This window comes from Yoonia sp. R2331 (genome assembly GCF_041103235.1).
GTDB lineage: Bacteria > Pseudomonadota > Alphaproteobacteria > Rhodobacterales > Rhodobacteraceae > CANMYO01.
On record NZ_JBGCUN010000001.1, the window covers coordinates 711,909 to 731,590 of the forward strand.

The 19,682-nt window shown below is 56.7% G+C and carries 25 protein-coding genes; 18 read left to right on the top strand and 7 right to left on the bottom strand.

Annotated elements, in window-relative coordinates:
* The first annotated feature begins 140 nt into the window (after positions 1–140).
* Positions 141–779, top strand: a complete 639-nt coding sequence (locus tag AB3Y40_RS03575) for a TetR/AcrR family transcriptional regulator (RefSeq protein ID WP_369437431.1) — start codon at positions 141–143, stop codon at positions 777–779.
* A 129-nt stretch (positions 780–908) separates the two neighbouring features.
* Here the strand turns inward: AB3Y40_RS03575 and AB3Y40_RS03580 are convergent, their stop codons facing one another.
* The 3 genes from AB3Y40_RS03580 to AB3Y40_RS03590 form a co-directional block, all read right to left on the bottom strand.
* Positions 909–1,247, bottom strand: coding sequence for an ABA4-like family protein (locus AB3Y40_RS03580; RefSeq protein WP_369439592.1), 339 nt, complete (start codon positions 1,245–1,247; stop codon positions 909–911).
* A 106-nt stretch (positions 1,248–1,353) separates the two neighbouring features.
* Positions 1,354–2,391: an NAD(P)-dependent alcohol dehydrogenase gene (locus tag AB3Y40_RS03585; protein ID WP_369437432.1), complete on the bottom strand. Its 1,038-nt coding sequence runs from the start codon at positions 2,389–2,391 to the stop codon at positions 1,354–1,356.
* A 12-nt stretch (positions 2,392–2,403) separates the two neighbouring features.
* Positions 2,404–3,126, bottom strand: coding sequence for a DUF4386 domain-containing protein (locus AB3Y40_RS03590; protein ID WP_369437433.1), 723 nt, complete (start codon positions 3,124–3,126; stop codon positions 2,404–2,406).
* A 150-nt stretch (positions 3,127–3,276) separates the two neighbouring features.
* Here AB3Y40_RS03590 and AB3Y40_RS03595 point away from each other — a divergent pair, with 150 nt between their 5' ends.
* On the top strand, positions 3,277–4,176 hold the full coding sequence (locus AB3Y40_RS03595) for a LysR family transcriptional regulator (RefSeq protein ID WP_369439593.1): 900 nt from the start codon (positions 3,277–3,279) through the stop codon (positions 4,174–4,176).
* 36 nt (positions 4,177–4,212) lie between these two features.
* Here the strand turns inward: AB3Y40_RS03595 and AB3Y40_RS03600 are convergent, their stop codons facing one another.
* The gene (locus AB3Y40_RS03600; RefSeq protein WP_369437434.1) at positions 4,213–4,926 is read right to left on the bottom strand and encodes a helix-turn-helix transcriptional regulator; all 714 of its coding nucleotides are present in this window, start codon (positions 4,924–4,926) and stop codon (positions 4,213–4,215) included.
* A gap of 86 nt (positions 4,927–5,012) precedes the next feature.
* Here AB3Y40_RS03600 and AB3Y40_RS03605 point away from each other — a divergent pair, with 86 nt between their 5' ends.
* The 9 genes from AB3Y40_RS03605 (at position 5,013) to AB3Y40_RS03645 (ending at position 12,328) form a co-directional block, all read left to right on the top strand.
* Positions 5,013–5,948 carry an alpha/beta fold hydrolase gene (locus AB3Y40_RS03605; RefSeq protein WP_369437435.1) on the top strand — a complete coding sequence of 312 codons (936 nt, stop codon included), beginning with the start codon at positions 5,013–5,015 and terminating at the stop codon, positions 5,946–5,948.
* An 89-nt stretch (positions 5,949–6,037) separates the two neighbouring features.
* A complete protein-coding gene (locus AB3Y40_RS03610; RefSeq protein WP_369437436.1) occupies positions 6,038–7,063 on the top strand; it encodes an AraC family transcriptional regulator in 1,026 nt (341 codons plus the stop codon).
* Positions 7,064–7,169: 106 nt separating this feature from the next.
* Positions 7,170–7,532, top strand: coding sequence for a glycine zipper family protein (locus tag AB3Y40_RS03615; RefSeq protein ID WP_369437437.1), 363 nt, complete (start codon positions 7,170–7,172; stop codon positions 7,530–7,532).
* A gap of 235 nt (positions 7,533–7,767) precedes the next feature.
* The gene (locus AB3Y40_RS03620) at positions 7,768–8,250 is read left to right on the top strand and encodes an NAD(P)H-binding protein (protein ID WP_369437438.1); all 483 of its coding nucleotides are present in this window, start codon (positions 7,768–7,770) and stop codon (positions 8,248–8,250) included.
* Entirely contained in the window at positions 8,247–8,930 is a 684-nt protein-coding gene (locus AB3Y40_RS03625; protein ID WP_369437439.1) for a hypothetical protein, read from the top strand. Before AB3Y40_RS03620 ends, AB3Y40_RS03625 begins: the two co-directional genes overlap by 4 nt.
* 28 nt (positions 8,931–8,958) lie before the next feature.
* Positions 8,959–9,987, top strand: coding sequence for a hypothetical protein (locus AB3Y40_RS03630; RefSeq protein ID WP_369437440.1), 1,029 nt, complete (start codon positions 8,959–8,961; stop codon positions 9,985–9,987).
* 125 nt (positions 9,988–10,112) lie between these two features.
* Complete coding sequence (locus AB3Y40_RS03635) at positions 10,113–10,757, top strand: DUF2306 domain-containing protein (RefSeq protein WP_369437441.1); 645 nt, start codon at positions 10,113–10,115, stop codon at positions 10,755–10,757.
* A 312-nt stretch (positions 10,758–11,069) separates the two neighbouring features.
* Complete coding sequence (locus tag AB3Y40_RS03640) at positions 11,070–11,387, top strand: hypothetical protein (protein WP_369437442.1); 318 nt, start codon at positions 11,070–11,072, stop codon at positions 11,385–11,387.
* Positions 11,387–12,328 (top strand): radical SAM protein, encoded by a 942-nt coding sequence (locus AB3Y40_RS03645; protein WP_369437443.1) that lies wholly within the window; start codon positions 11,387–11,389, stop codon positions 12,326–12,328. Before AB3Y40_RS03640 ends, AB3Y40_RS03645 begins: the two co-directional genes overlap by 1 nt.
* Here the strand turns inward: AB3Y40_RS03645 and AB3Y40_RS03650 are convergent.
* Positions 12,325–12,771 (bottom strand): universal stress protein, encoded by a 447-nt coding sequence (locus tag AB3Y40_RS03650; RefSeq protein WP_369437444.1) that lies wholly within the window; start codon positions 12,769–12,771, stop codon positions 12,325–12,327. The two genes, AB3Y40_RS03645 and AB3Y40_RS03650, sit on opposite strands and share 4 nt — an antisense overlap.
* Positions 12,772–12,852: 81 nt before the next feature.
* On the opposite strand from AB3Y40_RS03650, the gene AB3Y40_RS03655 reads away from it, so the two are divergent.
* From AB3Y40_RS03655 to AB3Y40_RS03675, 5 genes are all read left to right on the top strand, one after another.
* The gene (locus AB3Y40_RS03655) at positions 12,853–13,980 is read left to right on the top strand and encodes a flavin-containing monooxygenase (RefSeq protein ID WP_369437445.1); all 1,128 of its coding nucleotides are present in this window, start codon (positions 12,853–12,855) and stop codon (positions 13,978–13,980) included.
* 21 nt (positions 13,981–14,001) lie between these two features.
* Complete coding sequence (locus AB3Y40_RS03660; protein WP_369437446.1) at positions 14,002–15,231, top strand: MFS transporter; 1,230 nt, start codon at positions 14,002–14,004, stop codon at positions 15,229–15,231.
* 54 nt (positions 15,232–15,285) lie between these two features.
* Entirely contained in the window at positions 15,286–15,933 is a 648-nt protein-coding gene (gene msrA, locus AB3Y40_RS03665; protein ID WP_369437447.1) for a peptide-methionine (S)-S-oxide reductase MsrA, read from the top strand.
* 55 nt (positions 15,934–15,988) lie between these two features.
* Complete coding sequence (locus AB3Y40_RS03670; RefSeq protein WP_369437448.1) at positions 15,989–16,864, top strand: 50S ribosomal protein L11 methyltransferase; 876 nt, start codon at positions 15,989–15,991, stop codon at positions 16,862–16,864.
* A gap of 107 nt (positions 16,865–16,971) precedes the next feature.
* Entirely contained in the window at positions 16,972–17,316 is a 345-nt protein-coding gene (locus tag AB3Y40_RS03675) for a hypothetical protein (RefSeq protein WP_369437449.1), read from the top strand.
* Between the two features lie 161 nt (positions 17,317–17,477).
* Here AB3Y40_RS03675 and AB3Y40_RS03680 read toward each other — a convergent pair whose 3' ends face one another.
* Together AB3Y40_RS03680 and AB3Y40_RS03685 are read right to left on the bottom strand one after the other, a co-directional pair.
* Positions 17,478–17,684 (bottom strand): DUF1127 domain-containing protein, encoded by a 207-nt coding sequence (locus tag AB3Y40_RS03680; RefSeq protein ID WP_369437450.1) that lies wholly within the window; start codon positions 17,682–17,684, stop codon positions 17,478–17,480.
* Between the two features lie 214 nt (positions 17,685–17,898).
* Entirely contained in the window at positions 17,899–18,351 is a 453-nt protein-coding gene (locus tag AB3Y40_RS03685; protein WP_369437451.1) for a hypothetical protein, read from the bottom strand.
* Between the two features lie 138 nt (positions 18,352–18,489).
* Between AB3Y40_RS03685 and ruvC the strand changes: the two genes are divergently transcribed.
* The gene (gene ruvC / locus AB3Y40_RS03690) at positions 18,490–18,996 is read left to right on the top strand and encodes a crossover junction endodeoxyribonuclease RuvC (protein WP_369437452.1); all 507 of its coding nucleotides are present in this window, start codon (positions 18,490–18,492) and stop codon (positions 18,994–18,996) included.
* On the top strand, positions 18,993–19,649 hold the full coding sequence (gene ruvA / locus AB3Y40_RS03695) for a Holliday junction branch migration protein RuvA (RefSeq protein ID WP_369437453.1): 657 nt from the start codon (positions 18,993–18,995) through the stop codon (positions 19,647–19,649). Before ruvC ends, ruvA begins: the two co-directional genes overlap by 4 nt.
* Positions 19,650–19,682 lie beyond the last annotated feature (33 nt).

Below are 19,682 nucleotides of genomic sequence, written 5' to 3' on the forward strand. Positions count from 1 at the left end.
CGACAAAATGTATAGGTGCTCTCCCGCTTGAGATCGCAAGGCGAATCGGCATTCTATGGCCTTATCAATGATGAATGGAACTTGGCCCAACCGTGTTGGGATGACGAAGTCCTATGAGCGACGGTGTTTGGTAGAAAGCTGTGTCCAATCAAGATCAAACCAAGGAAAAGAAAAACGAGATATTGCAGGCGGCGACGAAACTGCTGGCATCTCAGGGGCTACAAGCGTTGACCTTTGAGAACGTTGCAAATCAAGCTGATCTTTCTCGTCAGCTTGTCCGCTATTACTATAAAGACGCTGAAAGCCTGATGATTGATCTGGCGGATCATCTGTCTGATCAATATCGCGAGGCTCTTGTCCTTGGCATTGTCGAATTAGGGAAAGTCAGACGGCTTGACTGGTTCCTCGACTACTTTTTCGATTTGTCCGAAGTGACGTCAATGCCGAGCGACCTGGAAGTGTATGATGCTCTTATTGCGTTTTCGGTGGGCTCTTTGCCTTTGAGGGGACGTATGCGCTTGCAGTACCAGACTTTGGGTAAAGTCATGGCCCATGAGTTGGCCATCGCGCATCCCGAGCTGAAAGGACATTCCTGCGAAGAACTCTCGTTCCTATTCGTTTCTGCGATGCACGCTCATTGGAGCTTCGTGGCGAGCCTCGATTATTCTCGGGAACATAGTTTGCTTGCGCGAAACGCCTTTGGCCGCCTTATCGAGTCTTATGTCAAAGAAGCGCCAAGCAGCCCCACAATTCCTAACCCGTGGGGACACGAAGACTAACTATATTTATTGGTGAAATTCGGATCGAGGATGCGAATACAATCGCGCACGATCCGAACGTATTGGCGTATCGAGATGTGCAAACGCTCGTGCAATTGGCCTGGCTGCGACCATAGGCCGTACCTTTCTTCATTTCACAGAGATCTGGGACGTTTTGTGCTTTGTAGATGTACGGATGATTGAAAATGCGAGGAAACCTGCTGGGCCAAAAAGAAACGTGAGTGGAAGGCAAGGCGCAACCAACCAATAATACACACAGTCTTTACGCGCTGTCCTGCAGATCCAAGCTCCGATCAAAAGATCAAATGCAAGGAAGTGTATCCAACCTGCCAACATCGCACTGGGGTGCGAAAAGAGCGTCGCGACGGCTTCAAGGTTGCCAAAACCACCATCTTCATCTGAAGGAAAGAAGACTGCCAGCACCACATATCCAGCTGACAAGACCAACGGAATGAATACCCCCGAAATCCGATCCGATTAGCTTGGAAAGAGCGGCGAAGCCAGCAAGATTATCCAACCTATGATCGCCAGAATGCTGGACAGTGAGAACAGAAGTTCATGATTCACATTTGCATCAGGCATGGACGACCTCACTTGCGAGATTTTTTCCTTCACCTCGCGAGCGTTCGCTCTCGTCAGACTTGACGGTCACGACCACGTTGCCCTTTTTTCTGCCGGTATCGACATGTGCATGGGCAACCCTCATATCGTCAAATGAGTAGCGTCTGTCGATGACGGGAAGAAGGGCGCCTTGCGCCGCGAGATTTACGACCGCCTGCAGGACCTCACGGCTTTCGGTCGCGACACCACCGATCATCTTCTTGCCTTTGAGAGCCGCTTTGATGGCCCCGAAAAACATATCCGAGGTTTTTCCCGCGATGAGGACCATCTTTCCGCCGTGGCGAATGGCCTGTTGGGCCTGTGACCATGGCAGAGTTCCGACAGTATCTACCACGATGTCATATTGAACACCGTTTTCCACAATGTCCTCGTTCCGATAGTCGATGACACGGTCGGCCCCCAACTTACGCATCAGGCCTGCATTCTTGGCACTGCAAACAGCGGTCACTTCTGCCCCAAGGTGCTTTGCGATTTGTACGCTCGCCGAACCGACGGAACCGGACGCACCATTGATCAGGATCCTGTCACCGGCCTGCACCTTTGCCTTGTTGACCAGAAAGTCATAGGCCGTTGTTGCCCCAAACGGGATTGCAGCGCTTTCTGCAAAACTCAGACTGTCTGGCTTTCTGACCAGTTTGCCGTCCGCTGGCATTGCTATGAACTCGGCGTGCGCTCCGAATCCCGCACCAGGAAAACCGATAACGGCATCGCCAGGCTGGAAAGTTGAAACGTCCGTTCCAACTTTTTCGATGATCCCTGAGAGCTCTGTCCCAAGGATCGGTTTGCGTGGACCGGTTATGCCAAAAACCAACCGACCTACCAGCCCGAGGCCTTTCGGCATCGTCAGGCTGCGCGCGCGCCAGTCACCTGCGCTGACTGTTGTGGCGACGATCCTGATCAGAACTTCATTTGGCTTTGCTGTAGGTGTGGGAACCTCAACTTTTGAAACAACGTCGGCAGGCCCATATTGAGTGTAAGAATATGCAAGCATGAGATATCCCCCTTACGCCACAACCGGCGTGGTTTGATTGGATTGAATTGTCGGGCGGCCACCCCGGATCAGCAGCCAGAGGCCGAAACTGATCTCAGAGATGCTCACGACTACAAGGAGCGCGATGTAGGTGTAGTTGATGGCTGCGACATCGACGAACGTGAGCTTTGCGATACCTTGAATCAGATAGCCAAAGGCACCAACAAATAGCCCCCATCCCAACAGATGCGGTACAGTGTCAGATTTCAGTATCAGCCAACCAAGTGCGAGAAGATGGACGCCGAAAAAGAGCTGCCAGACAAAGACGCCAATTGCATGTGCATCAAAGCAGAATTGGACCATTGCATGCAGGTGCGCAGTGTCCCATCCGGTGGCTTGCGTCAGCAAAATATATGGCATCACCCAAAGCAGCAGGTTGATCCCCATGACCGTGATCATACCAGCCCGGGAAATCAGGGCGGCCATGGCCATTTTGGGGCCCACTGACCTGAACATCTGATAAAGGATCGCCGTGATCGCCAATTCGAACAGGATCACGGCGCTGTCAGCCAAGATCCCCAGCTGATAAAGCCCCGTGTTGGCCATCAGGTTCGCACTCGACGTGGCACCGTCACCCGCCACAATCTGCATTGGCACATAGCCGATGCTGAAGCCGCCACAGACTGCAATAGCCAGATAGAGACCACCTGCGGCGCGGGCCGCTTGCGTGTCCCAGTGTTGCGTAGCGTTTTTCATTTCCTTTCCTTTCCTTTCCTTTCCTTTCAAGGTTTCGCCGGTCCGGGTTAGTGTGGTTGTCCGCAACAGGCAGAGCGTTGGGGTTGATCTTGGAAAGGGGTGTACGCTGGACGGAGATCCATGCGAATTGACCAATTCTCTAATTTTGATATGCAGATTTGCATGGATTGGCGGTCGGTAAAGTTTGACTGGAACAAGGCGCGTGCCTTTTTGGTGACGGCGGAAGAGGGGTCATTGTCGGCTGCCGCCCGCGCCCTGGGCATGGCGCAACCAACACTCGGACGACAGGTCGACGGGTTAGAGCAAGAGCTTGGCGTGGTCCTGTTTGAACGTGTCGGTCGGGGGCTGACTCTGACGCCAAGTGGCCTGGAACTGTTGGAACACGTCCGCGACATGGGTCATGCCGCTGGCCGGGTCTCGCTCACTGCTTTGGGTCAGGCACAGGCGCTGGAGGGGCCGATCAGCATCTCGGCAAGCGAAACTTACGCGGCCGTATTGCTGCCCCCGATTGTGACAAGGCTGCGCCGCGAAGAGCCTGGCATCCACGTTGAGATCGTTGTCTCGAACCATGCCAGCGACCTGCTGCGCCGGGAAGCCGACATTGCGATCCGCAATTTCCGCCCGACGGAACCTGATCTGATCGCCAAAAAGGTCGGGATGGCTGATGCAGTTCTTTATGCCGCGCCTGATTACCTAGCAAAACTGGGCAACCCAAAAACACCCTATGATCTGCGGTACGCTGACTTTATTAATCTGGATCGCAGCGGTGGCATGTTGAAAGGGCTCAACAGTCTTGGGCTTGGTCTGACCGAAGCGAACTTTCCGCTGCTCACCGAGAGCTATCTGGTGATGTGGGAACTGGTGAAGCAAGGTGCTGCGATTGGAGTTCTGGATGCCCAGATCGGCGATGCGGAACCGGCGGTAGTGCGCGTCCTGCCTGATCTGGAACCGCTGCGGTTTCCGATCTGGCTGGTGGCACACCGAGAGCTGACCACAAGCCGTCGCATTCGTCGGGTCTTTGACTTCCTGATCGAAGAACTCAAGAGATAAGCAAACTAAGCTATCAGGTGGGCGTCGCGGCCACGGCTATGCATAGCGAACACGGTGAACACCGTCACTGAACGTGACATGTCTTTTCCGAAACGTTGATCCCGCCATCTGTTCCGGCCCTGTGATCCGGTCCATTCTGAAATGGCGAAAATCCTGCCGATCTGGATCCCACGCAACCAGGTACCAAAGTGGCGGAAGAATGAGCATTGCCTGCGGTTCAACCTCGCGTACAGAGCAGGCACCGCGGGCATCGGAATACTGAAAGCGCAGGCAGTTCCTGTTCAGGAATGCGTCCTCGAACCCAGAAAGTAGCGCAGGATCGACCCCCGTGACATCTGAAACATCAACCTGTGGGGCCAGTGGCCCAACATAGAGGCAATCAAGGAGGCGCCTTAGATCGCGGAGTTTGTCTGGCGGCAGGGCCTTCTCAATCTTGGCAAGTCCCGCATCGGCCAGTCCTGAAAACGGTAGTTGTCCCGCAGCCTGCATACTTGCCACGCTGATCACCAGTGCGAAAACTTCGGTCACAGTCAGGCGCGCTGCGGTCTGCACGGAACGGGTATCCATCGACACCCCGCCACCGCGCCCCTGTTCGGTATCAATAACGAATCCTTCATCCCGCAGCTCTGCGATATCCCGCAGAATGGTGCTCCTTGATGCTCCGACCTCTTGGGCCAGGCCTTTGAGTGTCGCTGACCCGGACCGACGCAGGGTGCGGACAATCGCGTCTTGTCGTGCTCTGCCGTTCATTGGGACACTCTATCATAAAAGGTATCAAATTATGGTACCTTTCAAAGGTACGACGTTGCTAGACACCAATTCAAGGAGACAAAGCGATGTTCGATACCACCAATTTCCCGGCGCCCTCATTCGTTGAGGTCAATGGCGTAACCCTCGAAGTTTTCGAAACCGGTCAAGAAAACAAAGGCAATCCGATTGTCCTGTGCCACGGCTGGCCAGAACATGCCTTTTCCTGGCGTCATCAGATGCCAGCATTGGCGGCTGCAGGCTATCACGTCATCGTTCCTAACCAGCGCGGCTACGGGAATTCGTCCTGCCCTGCAGATGTGACGGATTACGATATCTCAAAGCTGACAGGTGATCTTGCCGCGCTTCTGGATCATTTCGGATATGACAATGCGATCTTTGTTGGCCACGACTGGGGGGCAAATGTCGTCTGGAGCATGGCGCTTTTGCACCCCTCACGCGTGGCGAAGGTCATCAATCTGGCGCTTCCCTATCAGCTGCGCGGTGATATGCCGTGGATTGAAATGATGGAGACCTACTTTGGTCCCGATAATTACTTTGTGCACTTCAATCGGCAGCCAGGCGTTGCGGATGCAATTCTGGATGCAAACGCAGATCGGTTCTTACGCAATCTGTTTCGCAAAAATGCCCCTCTGACACCGCCAGAGCCGGGCATGATGATGATCAATCTTGCACTGACCCCGGACGGGGCTGGCGAGCCGGTGATGTCAGATGCGGACCGCGCGATCTTTAGGGAAGCATTCGACCAGAATGGATTTACGAGCAGTATCAATTGGTACAGGAACATGGATCGCAACTGGCACATCCTTGCGGATGTTGACCCGATCATCCGCAAACCTGCGCTGATGATCTATGGCGAACGGGACATGATCCCACAATCAAAGACCCTTTCGGAATTTGTGCCGGGTATTGACGTCGTCAGCCTCGATTGCGGGCATTGGATCCAGCAGGAATTGCCCGATGAGACGACAAAGGCCATTTTGGACTGGCTCGCAGGACAATGACATAGGTAAGCGCCATCTTGACCGGCCTTCTTGATCAAGGCCGGCTCATAGACATAGTGTTAGACGGCCTCGTGATAGGAGTCCGATTGATGGCAGAACAGACGATGGCGGCGGGGTTCGCATCAAGCTTTGCGGACTATGCTTGCAAGAAGGGCGCAAAACGCGACGCATTGCTCGCCGCTGGTGGTCTGACAGAGAACGACCTGTCAGATCAGGACAATCGCATCCCAGAGGCCGCCTATCGGACAATGATTGGTGCGGCGATCGCGCAAACCGGGGATACGTCGCTGTTGCTGCGCCACACTCTTGAATCGCGGCTCGAAACGATTTCGGTTGTTGGCCAAATTGTTCACACCTCGGCCTCGTTTCGGCATTCGATTGAACAGCTAAACCGCTATCTGCATCTTATGGCGAGCGGGAAGCTGCGGGCGGGGACGAACCGCTTTGAACTGCTGCATGAAGGCGGCGACCTTTGGATCGTCGATCATCTGGAAGTTTCACCTGATGCGTACCTGGCGACCGAAGCATCATTTGCCCGGTTCATCAGCGAGTTTCGCAGGTCGTTCCCGGACGCAACATTCGAGATCGGGTTGGAGGTCACATATCCGCCACCGCCTCACGTAGACCAATATCCGGAACTCTTCCGTATCCCCGTGAAATTCAATGCGCGTCGGAATGCGCTTCAGATTGATCCAATCTGGGACAGCCCGGAGACGCAGTTCGAGCCCGGAAACACCTATGCTTTTGGCGTCTTCACCCGTCATGCCGATGAATTGTTAGAAAATCTGCGGGTCGATACATCGATCCGGGCCGAGATCGAGGCTCAGATCTTGCCCAAGATGCATGAAGGAGCGATCTCAATGGACAAGGTTGCCAGAGACCTCGCGATGAGCCGCCAAACACTGTATCGCCGCTTAAAGGAAGAAGGCGTCACCTTCGCCGAAGTCCACGACGATTTGCGCAAGCGGATGGCGCTGGAGTACCTAGAAGGCCAAAAGGTGACGGTCAACGAAACCGCGTACCTATTAGGGTTTTCTGAAGCGTCATCATTCGTCCGTGCTTTCAAACGATGGACCGGTCTCAGCCCAACTGCCTACCTCAATCAGGCAGCCTGAAGTCACTCTGTTACGAAGTGTCAATTCGTTGATGCCTGCGGTCATGCCCTGACCGCACAGGACTGGCTATCTGCTTTCTCAATACTGAAACGAGAAAGATCAGACGATGAAAACACAATTCACTCTTACCGCTGCTGGATTGGTCCTGATGGCCGCATGCGCAGACAGCGGTGCAAATTATCAACCTATTCTCGATGGCACACCGACGCCTGCCTATCAGGCCGACCTGGATGCGTGTCAGGCCTTGGCCCACAACCAGACCCAATTCGATGAAGACACGATCGCTGCAACTGTTCTAGGCGCTGGTGTGGGTGCTGCACTCGGTGAAGCTGACAGTGGCGATGCATTGGAGGGCGCAATTGCAGGTGCGCTCGTTGGCGGCATTTCGACTGCTGTTGATGCAAGCGAAAAGCGCGAAGCGATCGTCATTGAGTGCCTGCGGGGCCGTGGCCACAGAGTTGTGGGTTGAGGGCCGCGCTATGACAAATGTTCTCCGCTACCGCGCCCGCAGATTTAACGCGCTCTATTCCCTTCTTGTGGGTGACAGCGGCGCAGTTCGGCACCTGACCGCCGATCTTCCCGACTACTTGTTGCGGGACATAGTATTGCCGGAAAGCGGGCCACACGACCGACCTATGGGCCAACTGAGTCTCCGCTGCCACCCGATCTGACCCTAGTACTTGCTCTCAAAAAGGATCTAAGCAATGAAACGTGTCCTCCTCATCGGAGCTAGCAGTCCGCTTGGGCACATGTTGTGTTCGGAGTTCCAGCGACAGGGGTGGTATGTGATTGCCCTCGTTCGCAAGACCTCCCGCGCCAAGTTACTCGCGGCTGACCAACTTGTTGAGGCGCGTTTTGCCGACCCGAACGCTTTGAGCGGGGTCATGACTGGTGTGACACTGGTCGTGTCCTGCCTCGGCACTAAGCGTGAAGCCGATGCCGTAGATGGGTGGCACATCGACTATCCAAGCAAACTCAACCTCCTGCAGGAGGCAAAGCGCGCATCTGTCGAACAGTTCATATGCGTCGACCAGCTGCATGGTCTTAGCAAAATGCAGGTTATGGACGCGCTTGACCTCGACGCAGTCGCAGGACCGCAAAGACAACAAGACCAATTCGAAAACACGTGCGCCAACATACCCACGGCGCAGATTCATCAACTCATTACCGAAAGGGAAAAATCATGACTATGCAACGTATTGGGGGCCTTGCTGCCCTGATCTGTGCCGCCACCTATATCTTTGGTTTTACACTGCTCGTGACTGTATTTTCAGAGTCTGGCTTTGGCACGAATGCAATCGACGCCGCTGGCGTGGTGCGGTTCACTGTCGACAATCAAGCGCTTATGATCACGTGGTTCACAGTGATCTACGTGCTCAACGCGTTGGCGCTGGCTGTGCTTGTCGTCGCTTTGGCAGGTCGCTTGAGAGACAAATCACCCGACTGGGGCACAATGACCATGGCTTTCGGACTGGTCTGGACGACCCTTGTGTTGGGTGCTGGCATGATCGGCAATGTCACAACTGAAACGATGGCGGCGATGGCTCCGAACGACTTCGAAGCCGCTGTTCAGACTTGGGAAGCACTGCACGCAGTGGAACTCGGTCTTGGTGGCGGAAACGAAATCGCCGGTGGTGTCTGGATCCTTTTCGTCAGCCTTGCCGGTATGATCCATCGCGCCTTTGGCAAGATCGTTATCGGCCTGGGACTGCTGACCGGCATTGGTGGTCTGCTCACGATCTTCCCGCCCTTCGGTGAAGTCGCAGGCGCTGTGTTTGGACTTGGGGCAATTGCATGGTTCATCGCCGTCGGTTTGGCGCTCGTGTTCCAGCGCAATGCCGCAGCCATGGAAGCAGCGGTTTCCTAAAAGAACCTGTTTAGAAGAGGTTTCTATCATGAAATATCTTGTTCGTTGCGCGGCTAAGCTGACCGTCGCTTTCGTTCTGCTTACGCCAAGCCTCGCATTTGGACAGAGCGACAATTCCTGCTTTGATGGCACTGTACCGGTCAACCAGGAATTGGGCGAAAACCCCGTGACCCTGCCTGAAGGCTTAGGTTCTTTCCAGTTGCCAGACCTTGGATCGGCTGGTCTCACCGTGCACTACGTGCGCCCGCAGAGCTTTACTCCCTCTTCTCCAATCCTGCTCGTCCTTCCTGGTGCCGGACGCAACAGCGTCGGCTACAGGGACGCTTGGATCGACGCGGCCTGTGCCTCTGGGACATTCGTGGCAGCCCTAGGGTATTCGGAAGAGGACTATGACTTCGCCGCATATAATATGGGCGGCACAATCTCGAACTTACACTTCGATAACCCGAGTTTTGCCCGGGTGTCCGAAACCGCTACAACAATTACGCTCGACGATGCTGACATTCGGTTTGATGTGGTGACGAACCGCCCGGACTGGATTTTCGATGATTTTGATCGCGTCTTTGAGCAACTGATTCAGATAACGGGCTCTGAGGCAGAAAAACACGATATTTTTGGGCATTCTGCTGGTGGGCAAATCCTGCACCGCTTCGCAATTTTCGCACCGGGATCGAAGGCACGCATTATCATCGCCGCAAATTCGGGGTTCTACACATTTCCTGATCTTTCACAGGCAATGCCCACTGGGCTACAGGTGACAGGCTTGACGGAAATAGACTTAACGCACGCCTTTGGCGCACATCTTGTCCTGATGCTGGGTGCACTCGACAATAGCGACCAATCTGGCGGGACGTTGCTGCACACTCCTCACATCGATCAATCACAGGGCTTGGGGCGACTAGATCGCGGGCAACGCTTCTATCAGCATTCTCGTCAGGAAGCTGAGCGGGTCGGGGCTGCATTTCAATGGCAGTTCCAGATCATCGACGGGATAGGACATGACTACCGAGCGATGAGTGCTGCAGCTGCCGAGTACCTGTTGAACCTTGAGGAATGATCAGCCACCGGGCGAACCCGACACGGTTCACATCGTGACGTCGTCATGTTCGAACCCGTCCAGAATTAGTGAACTTATCAAAACTTGTAGACCTGTAAGAACATCGGACGCGAAGGAGCGGGCACATGACAAAGCCTTCGAGACTAGCACTTCGAGGCCCCTTGGGAATCGCACTCTTGGGTGCGGTGCCCGCCCTACCGGGGGCGTTTGTCCTGGCAGGTATACTCCAAGGCCCAGACACCAAGGGCTTTTTGCATGATATGGTTCAGCTGCACTACTTTGCTTCCCCCGAACCAATCGCACTGCATATTGCATCAGGCATCTTGTTCTGTGTTCTTGCACCTCTTCAGTTTTCGTCGCGCCTGCGGATGCGGTACCGCAAATTGCATCGGGTTGCCGGGCGGGTTGCAATGATAGCGGGACTTCTCTTTGCGCTCACGGCCGTTTTGCTCATGGGGCGGCCGCCCGCGGCACCAGAACTGTGGCTACACTATGCCGCGATGAATGTTGGCGGCCTTGGTGCCGGTCTTTCCCTCTGTTTGTCCTTTTTAGCAATTCGGCGCGGAGACATAGTCTATCACCGACAATGGATGCGACGGGCCATCGCATTCGGTCTTCTCGGCGCAAGTCGCATACTCTTTGATTTGATACTCATTCCAATCTTTGGGTACGAAACGCCAACGAGTGAAGGAACTTCAATATGGCTCGCCATAGCGCTCAATCTCTTTGTGGCTGAACGGCTTTCGAAGTCAGATAGGAAATCTGCTTGAACCGACCAGCATGCCTGTCTGAGGTTTCGGGACCACTATTTACTGTTAGCCTGGCTGTTTCGGCCAGTCTTCAATGACCGCTCTCATGACTTTGGCTGCACTGCAGCGACGGTTGTGCTGTAAAAGGCGAATGAATGCTGCGTCAGCGATGGCAGCGCCTGCATCTGTCCGCTGCGTCCGCAAAGCAGCCCTCCAGCAGATAACGCCCACCAAAAACGCTTACACTCTGGTTTTCCTGACCTGCGGGCGGCTCAGCACCCTGATAGGTTGAAATCGCCATATTTCGGCAATTTCAAAAAAGGAGATTTTAGAATGCTTAATGTTGAAAAGCTCAGTACCGAGCAAACGCTTGAACTAATGGCCAATCGGGTCGCGTCAAACAAGATCAGCCGCGATAGCCTTGGCACGATTTCCAAGGCGATCTTTAACGACGAATTCCCGGTCATCGGCTTTGACGTCTGTAAATACGGCACCTGCTGGGACTTTGAATTCAAGGGGCCGCTGGTCAAATTTGACCTGCAACGCCTGATGGAACTGGTCCCGGGCCGGGTGCGCAACGTCGACATCATGATCGACGGGATCACAGACCCCGAACGCCTGCGCGTGCGCGTCGGCCAAGAGCTGGGCTGATGGCCTTGATGGCCCGTCGGGTGGTGCACATCCACCCGACACTATTGTGCAATCTGACATGTGCCCATTGTTATTCGACCTCCAGCCCGCAGATGCCACGCGGGCTGGACCCTGAACACATCCTGCAAGCAACCGCCAAGATGGCCGCGGATGGCTATGACAGCGCCAGCCTGTCGGGGGGCGAGCCGACGATCTACTTTGGTCTGGACCGCCTGTGCGGCGGCCTGCGCGAACAGGGCTTTGCGGTGTCGGTCATCACCAACGGCCTGCAACCGCGTCGGATTGCGGGTTTTGCCGATCAGCATCAGCCTGACCTGATCTCGGTCAGTTTTGACGGGTTGGCCCCGCGCCACGACCTGATCCGGCGCAAGCAAGGCAGTTTTGATCGTGCGATGGAAACGCTGAAAACGCTGGCGGACAAAGGTCATGCCTGCGGTGCTGTGGTCTCGCTTGGTGAAGACGGGATGGAGGATATTCCAGCCCTTGTCGCGCAAATCGCCGCGGCAGGCGCGCGACACGTGCAACTGCATCCGGTGTCGGAACTGGGGCGCGGGCTGACCTCTGCCATTGTGAAAGAACCCAGCGACGAAACGCTTTTGCGGGCGATGGTCCTCAGCCAGCTTCTGGACGTCATTCACCCCGATTGCCGGATCATCTGTGACGCGCTGACGGGCGAGCTGCTGCAAGCCAAGCCCCGGCCAAAAGTGGGTGATTTGGTCTCACCGGTGGTGATCGGCGCCGATGGCAAGGTCTTTCCCGTGGCCTATGGGCTGGCCGAACATTTCAGCTTTGGCAATGTCCGGGATGGGCTGTCGCCGACGGTCTATGCGCCCGAACTGGTCGATCTGATCGACAGGTGTTGGGACGCGGCCGCCACGCGAGAAGCGACCGCCTTCTATCCTGATTTGACCCGGCTCAGCCAGACGTTGGTGCCCGGCTAGGGCACGGTCAAAACGGCACAATGTGCGTGGTGGCTGATCCGCTGCGAGGTACTGCCAAGGATCAGCCCCGCGATATTGCCAAGCCCGCGCCGTCCAGTGACGATCAGATCGGCATCCATTTCTTTGGCCGTGGCGATGACCATGTCGCCGGGGTCGCCGCGCTGTGTATAGCTTTCCGCAACTGTGCAGCCTGCCTTTGTCACAATGTCGGTGGCCGATGCGATGATCTTGGCAGCAGCGGCCTGCACGGTTTTGTCGTCCGGCATGGTCGTGACCATATGATAGCCCGCCACAGCACCGGTGGCGAAGGCCACAGTGTCAGGGTGCGGCACATGCACCAGATAGATCGCCGCATCGCAGGCCTTAGCCAGATCGCAGGCGGCATTCAGCGCATGAAGTGCGGGGTCAGACCCGTCTACACCAATCAGGATTTTCGAAAACATCGGCTTTCCTTTCCTTCTGTTATGACTTCATTCTAACTGGAACGGCGCATCAGAACCTTGATGCAGGTCAATGGAGGGCCCATGCCAGATGCGATTGTGATAGGCGCCGGACCTGCAGGGCTGGCAGCGGCGGCCGCGCTGAAGGGTCAGGGGTTCGCGGTTGATTTGCTGGAACAAGCATCCGCCGTGGGATCAAGCTGGCGCGGTCATTATGACTGCCTCAAACTGCATACGGCACGCGGACGCTCTGGCTTGCCGGGGATGGCATTTCCGGCAGAGGTGGGCCGTTTTCCATCGCGGGCTGCTGTGATCACATATCTAGAGGCTTATGCCGCCGCCAACGCCCTATCCCCACGCTTTGGCGTGGCGGTCAAGACGATCCAGCTGGACGGTGATGGGTGGCGAGTGACCCACACCGATGGGACGGACCGGACCGATGTGGTTGTCGTGGCAACCGGTCTGAACGGCACACCGCATGTCCCCGTGTGGCCGCAACAAGAGGTGTTCGCCGGGCAGATCATCCATTCAAGCGGCTACCGAAACGCAAGAGGTTTTGCCGGTCAGCGTGTGCTGGTGGTGGGGTTTGGCAATTCCGGCGGCGACATCGCACTGGATCTGGCGCAGGCGGGCGTGGACGTCACCCTGTCCCAGCGCGGGCCGGTGAACATCCTTCCAAAAGAGCTGTTTGGCGTGCCGATCACCTCTTTTGGATTGCTGAGCAAGCTTTTGGGTTACAGGGCCGCCGACCGGATCACAGCACCGATCCTACGCTGGGCGGTGGGGCAGCCAGAGGATTACGGCCTGCAATCCACCGGCAAAGGCCCCGGTGCGCGGGTGATCGAAGATGGACGTATCCCGCTGATTGACGTCGGCACATTGGGCGCGATCAAGGCCGGGCAGATCGCCATAAAGCCGGGGATCGCGACATTCACTCAGGACGGTGTGACATTCGCTGACGACAGTGCCGCGCCCTTTGATGCCGTGATCGCGGCCACGGGCTACAATGTCGACCTGCGCCCGTTGCTGGGCGACAGTCCCGCGTTGACGGATGATGGCAAGCCTACGATCAGCGGCGCGGCCACGGCGGCCCCCGGTCTTTACTTTTGCTCGTTCCGCGTTTCACCCGACGGTCAGCTTTTCACCACTGGCCGCGAGTCGCTGGCGATTGCCGCGGATGCCGCCGCGCGCTTTTCGCTCGCCACCGCCTGACGATAGGCGTAAGCCGGGGCTATGCAGATCGTTCGTCTGGAAGATGCCCGCAGTCTGCCCTTCTGGCGCAGACCTATCACCTTGCTGTTTCTGATGGCATTGGCGATGCCGATCGCATTCAACACTTGGGCAGCATTGCTGAATAACTTCGTGATCGAAGTGGGCGATTTCGACGGCTCTGACATTGGCTGGCTGCATACCGTGCGCGAGATCCCCGGATTTTTCGCCATTGGCGTGATTGCTCTGATCATCTTTGTCCGCGAACAGGTGCTGGGGCTGGTGTCGCTTGTGCTGCTGGGCGCAGCCACGGCGATCACCGCCTATTTCCCTTCGATGGGGGGGATTCTGACGCTCACGATGCTGTCGTCCATCGGGTTCCACTATTACGAGACAGTCAATCAATCGCTACAGCTTCAGTGGATCAGCAAGGCCCGCGCGCCGCAAATGATCGGCTGGCTGATGGCTGCGGGGTCGGCCGCGACGTTTGTGGCCTATGTACTGATCATCATGACGTGGGAGGCTTTGGATCTGTCCTACGCCTTTGTCTACATGATCTCGGGCGGGATCACGGTGGCGATCGCGCTCTTCTGCCTACTCGCCTATCCGCAGTTCGAAGCCCCCCATCCCCAGTTGAAAACCTTTGTGCTGCGCCGCCGCTACTGGCTTTACTATGCGCTGCAGTTCATGGCGGGCGCGCGGCGGCAGATTTTCATGGTCTTCGCGGGCTTCATGATGGTCGAAAAATTCGGCTTTGACGTGCACGAGATCACAGTGCTGTATCTGATTACCCTGATCACCAACATCGTCGTGGCCCCGGTGATGGGCAAAGTGGTGACGCTTTTTGGCGAGCAACGCGCGCTGTTGTTCGAATACGCGGGCCTTGCCGTGATCTTCCTGCTTTATGGCGGCTTGTATTTCTTTGGTTGGGGCGTGGTGCTGGCCGCCGTGCTTTATATCGTCGATCATATCTTCTTTGCGCTGGCTTTGGCACTAAAGACCTATTTTCAGAAAATCGCTGACCCCGGTGATATCGCACCGACGGCCGCTGTGGCCTTTACCATCAACCATATCGCCGCCGTCTTCCTGCCCGCGCTCTTGGGCTATCTGTGGCTGACATCACCCGGCGCGGTCTTTTTGCTGGCCGCAGGCATGGCGAGCGTGTCTTTCCTGCTGGCTTTGCTGATCCCGCGTCATCCGGTGCCGGGGTATGAAACCCGTCTCAATCGCGTGATCGCCGCCCCGGCAGAGTAGAAAGCGCCCGGTGCGCGCCCTATATCCGGAGTATCCACAGCAAAGGAGCCGCTGATGTTCTCAATGTTCCGCGACAAGTCCGACATGATCTCTGCTGATGCCGCCTTGCCGGGCCGCGATGCCGCGATCCCCACGGCGACCACGCATTTCGTACTCGATACCCCGCTGAAAGACGTGCCCGACGGCATGGAGGTGGCGATGTTCGGCATGGGCTGCTTCTGGGGCGTGGAACGGATGTTCTGGAAACTTGATGGCGTCTATTCCACATCCGTGGGCTATGCGGGCGGCTATACGCCCAATGCCACTTATGAAGAGGTGTGCAGCGGCAAAACCGGCCACAATGAGGTCGTGCGTGTGGTCTTTGACCCCGCCAAGATCAGTTATGAGACGCTGTTGCAGGTCTTCTGGGAAGGGCACGATCCGACCCAAGGGATGCGGCAGGGCAACGATCGCGGCACGCAGTACCGATCTGGCATCTACACCTATTCGGATGCGCAGAAGACCGCCGCCGAGGCCAGCAGAACCATGTTCGCACCGCGCCTGTCCAAGGCCGGATATGGTGCAATCACAACAGAGATTGTGGCGGCACCCGCCTATTACTTTGCCGAAGATTATCACCAGCAATACCTTGCCAAAAACCCCAACGGCTATTGCGGTATCGGCGGCACCGGCGTGACCTGCCCGATTGGCGTCGGCGTCTGATTGACGAAACACGACTGACAGCATAGGCGCGGGGCAACGATATGGAGTTGCCCCGATGACCACCTATACCGCATTGACCACCATGACCGGCCAGGACACCGCAGATGCCCTGGCCGAGGCGCTAGAGGCGCTGGTGCCCGAACCCACGGGGATTGGCGTGTTCGAGGTCGAAGACGGATCAGGTCTGTGGGAGGTCGGTGCCTATTTCACCGATGCACCCGATCAGGCCGGTTTGGCGGTGTTGGCCGCTTTGCACGGGGTCAAGGATTTCACTGTCTCTGAAGTGCCAGATCAGGATTGGGTCGCCAAAGTTCAGCGCGAATTGCCGCCAGTGCCAGCGGGGCGTTTTTTTGTTTACGGCGCGCATGACACTGACAAGGTGCCGGCTGACAAGATCCCCTTGCTGATCGAGGCGGCGATGGCCTTTGGCACTGGTCATCACGGCACGACGCTGGGCTGCCTGCAGGCCTTGGACGCGCTTGTTACGGACGGGGTGCCACTGACCAATGTGGCCGACATCGGCTGTGGCACGGCTGTGCTGGCGATGGCCGCGGCCCATGTCACGGACGCGCCGATTGTCGCCAGCGACATTGATCCCGTTGCCGTGGACGTGGCGGCGGCCAATGTGACGGCCAATGATCTGTCGGACCGTGTTGACTGCGTTGTGGCCGCAGGCTTTGACGCCGCAGCTCTGACCGCCCGTGCACCCTATGATCTGGTTTTTGCCAATATCCTCAAAGGACCGCTGGTGGCGATCGCCAAGGACATGGCCGCATCGACCACATCCGGCGGCCACGCGATTCTTTCGGGCATTTTGAACGAGCAGGCAGATGACGTGGCCGCCCATTATGCACGTTTCGGCTTCAATGAGATTGCCCGGATCAGCATTGTTGACTGGACCACGCTGACTTTAATCAAATCCGCCGGATAGATCGTTAAAATGCCTCAGTTTCAGCGGTTTGCCCAAATTTTGCCACATTCTGGGGCGACGTTAGAGTACGTGAAAAGTTGAAGTGGGGGCTTTAACTGGAGAGAACAATGGGACTCGCTCAGGCACCCTTTGAAAAGCGGCTTCGCCGGATCGTCAAGAGCCATCAGCGCATGGCAAATGGCGTGACCTACCGTGTTGATGGTAACGGTCTGATCCAGGCGCAACCGCGTATCTACAATCCGAAATTCCCGCTGCGCGGTCTGATCCTGATGGTCGGCACAGCGTTTCTGTTCAAGGGCTACATTTATGCATCCCTGGGCGAAACGACCTATGCCGAACGTGTGGGCAAGCTGGCCGAGGGCACGCTGATCGAAAAGGCTGGCGCCTGGATCATGCAAGCTGACCCCGCCACATTGGCCGTCGCACAAGTGTTGCAAAGCATCGGACTGTAAAACAGTTTTGACCGGCACATTGCTATGTGCATTGGCCGCACCCTGTCGGGGGTGTGGTCTTTGCGCGTTTGATTGACCTGAAACCCAAACTGCGCATCAGACACAAAAAGGCCGCGCCCGATATGCTCGAGGCGCGGCCTTTGTACGTCTGAAGGGAGGGATCAGAACGTGCGGCGTGACACCGTGTCAATGTCACCAAAGGACAGACCGATGTCGTCCAGCTCGCGTGCGCTGAGCTTGGACAGGGATTTGCGCGTGATGCGCGCATCGTTCCAGGTTGTGACGGCACCAACAAGGTTGGTGGCGAAACGTGTGATGGAACCAGCCGAGATCACGGCAGTTGGGCGGGTGGTGTCAAAAGCGGCCATGGGCGTGCTCCTCAAGTTTAGGTGCTGCTGTGCAGCGTGAAGTTCATGAGGCGCAAATAGGAGTGGCGATCACACTTCACCAGCACTATTTCTGCATAGCTTCTATGCATTTTCAGAATGACTATTTCTTAAGCACGGTTAACCTTAAGTCATTGTGAAACAAGAGGTTAGGCGAGGTCGCTTTTGATCTATGTGGCGACGGATTTGCCTTTCTTTATCCCTGTGGCGCAATCGACTTTGCCTCTGCGGTGCGCAGCGGTTGATTGCTTGAAATGGCGTTGACGATATCCCGGACAGCATCGTCCGAAGGTGACCCGGCTGTAGAATACGATGTGACGATAACCGGGCGGGGTCTATAGCCCGTCTGACGGGGTTCGGTGCCAAAGGCAGCAGGTGCGGCGGCACCATTGTTTAGCTGTTCGGTGCGCAGATCCGAGACGGTCGCATTGGTCAACTCGACACCGTATTTCTTTGCTTCCGCACCGTTCTTGAGGCTCATTGCTTCGGGTGTGTCCAGAAAAACAGTCAAAAGCTTAAGTTCGTTGGCCGTATAGGGCTGTTTCATCAAGCCACGCTTCATGACCAGATTGGCAGCACTTCCTGCAGCAGCAGGCGAAACGCCCTTTTTGACAAGAAAACTGGTGAGGGAATTGGCGAAATCGGCCATGCTGGGTCCTTTCAGGTAGCAAATCGCATAAACAATGGCGGTATGTTAGGCCGCGACCACGGGATCGCAAAGCCCTTGGCGGATGTTCGCGTTTTGTGCTAGCAATGGCGCAAGAACAAGACAGAGCAGGGGTAAGCAATGCGCGTTGTGGGGATTGATCCCGGTCTGCGCAATATGGGTTGGGGGATCATCGCGGTCTCTGGCAGCCGCATTTCACATATTGCCAACGGTGTGTGTCACGGTGAGGGAGAGGCGCTCTCGGACCGATTGCTGTCTTTGCATCTGGCCCTGACCGATGTTTTGGCGTCTTATGCCCCGGATGCGGCGGCCATCGAGCAGACCTTTGTGAACAAGGACGGCGCGGGCACGCTGAAATTGGGTCAGGCGCGCGGCGTTGCGATGCTCGCGGTGGCGCAAGCTGGGCTGCGGGTTGGGGAATACGCGCCCAACGCGGTCAAAAAGGCGGTTGTGGGCGTGGGCCATGCCGACAAGCGGCAAATCCTGCATATGGTGCAGCTTCAGCTGCCGGGCTGCAAGGTTGCCGGCCCGGATGCGGCAGACGCGCTGGCAATTGCCATTTGTCACGCGCACCATCTGCAATCGGCGGGCACGCTGGCGGCCGCACTTTCAAAGGCCAGCGCATGATTGGGCGGATCGCAGGGCGGCTGGAATACCGCAGCACCGATCACGTTCTGATCGACGTGCGCGGCGTTGGCTATGTGATCTACGTCAGCAACCGCGTCATGGCGGGCCTGCCTGCCAACGGTGAGGCGGTGGCACTTTATACTGATCTTTTGGTGCAAGAGACGAACTTGCAGCTTTTTGGGTTCACCACGCTGGTCGAAAAGGAATGGCACCGCTTGTTGATGTCGGTGCAGGGGATCGGGGCCAAGGCGTCGATGTCGATCCTGGGCGCACTGGGTGCTGACGGTGTCAGCCGCGCAATTGCGCTTGGCGATTGGAGCGCGATTGCCAAGGCCAAGGGCGTCGGTCCGAAAACCGCGCAGAAGGTCATTCTGGAACTCAAGGATAAGGCCCCCGGCGTGATGGCGATGGGCGGCACCGTGGCGGCGGCGACCGGCGACGAAGTGATCGACAATGAACCCGCCCCTGCGCGTCGCGCGCCCGCGCCCAAGGGCAATCCCGCACAGGCCGAGGCGCTGTCGGCCCTTGGCAATCTGGGTTATGCGCCCGGTGACGCGGCAGGGGCTGTGGCCGAAGCGATGGGGGCAGAGCCGGAGGCTGACACCTCTGCGCTGATCCGCGCGGCCTTGAAGCTCTTGGCACCTAAGGGGTAGGGGGGTGCTCATCGGTCCTATCGTCCCTCTTCG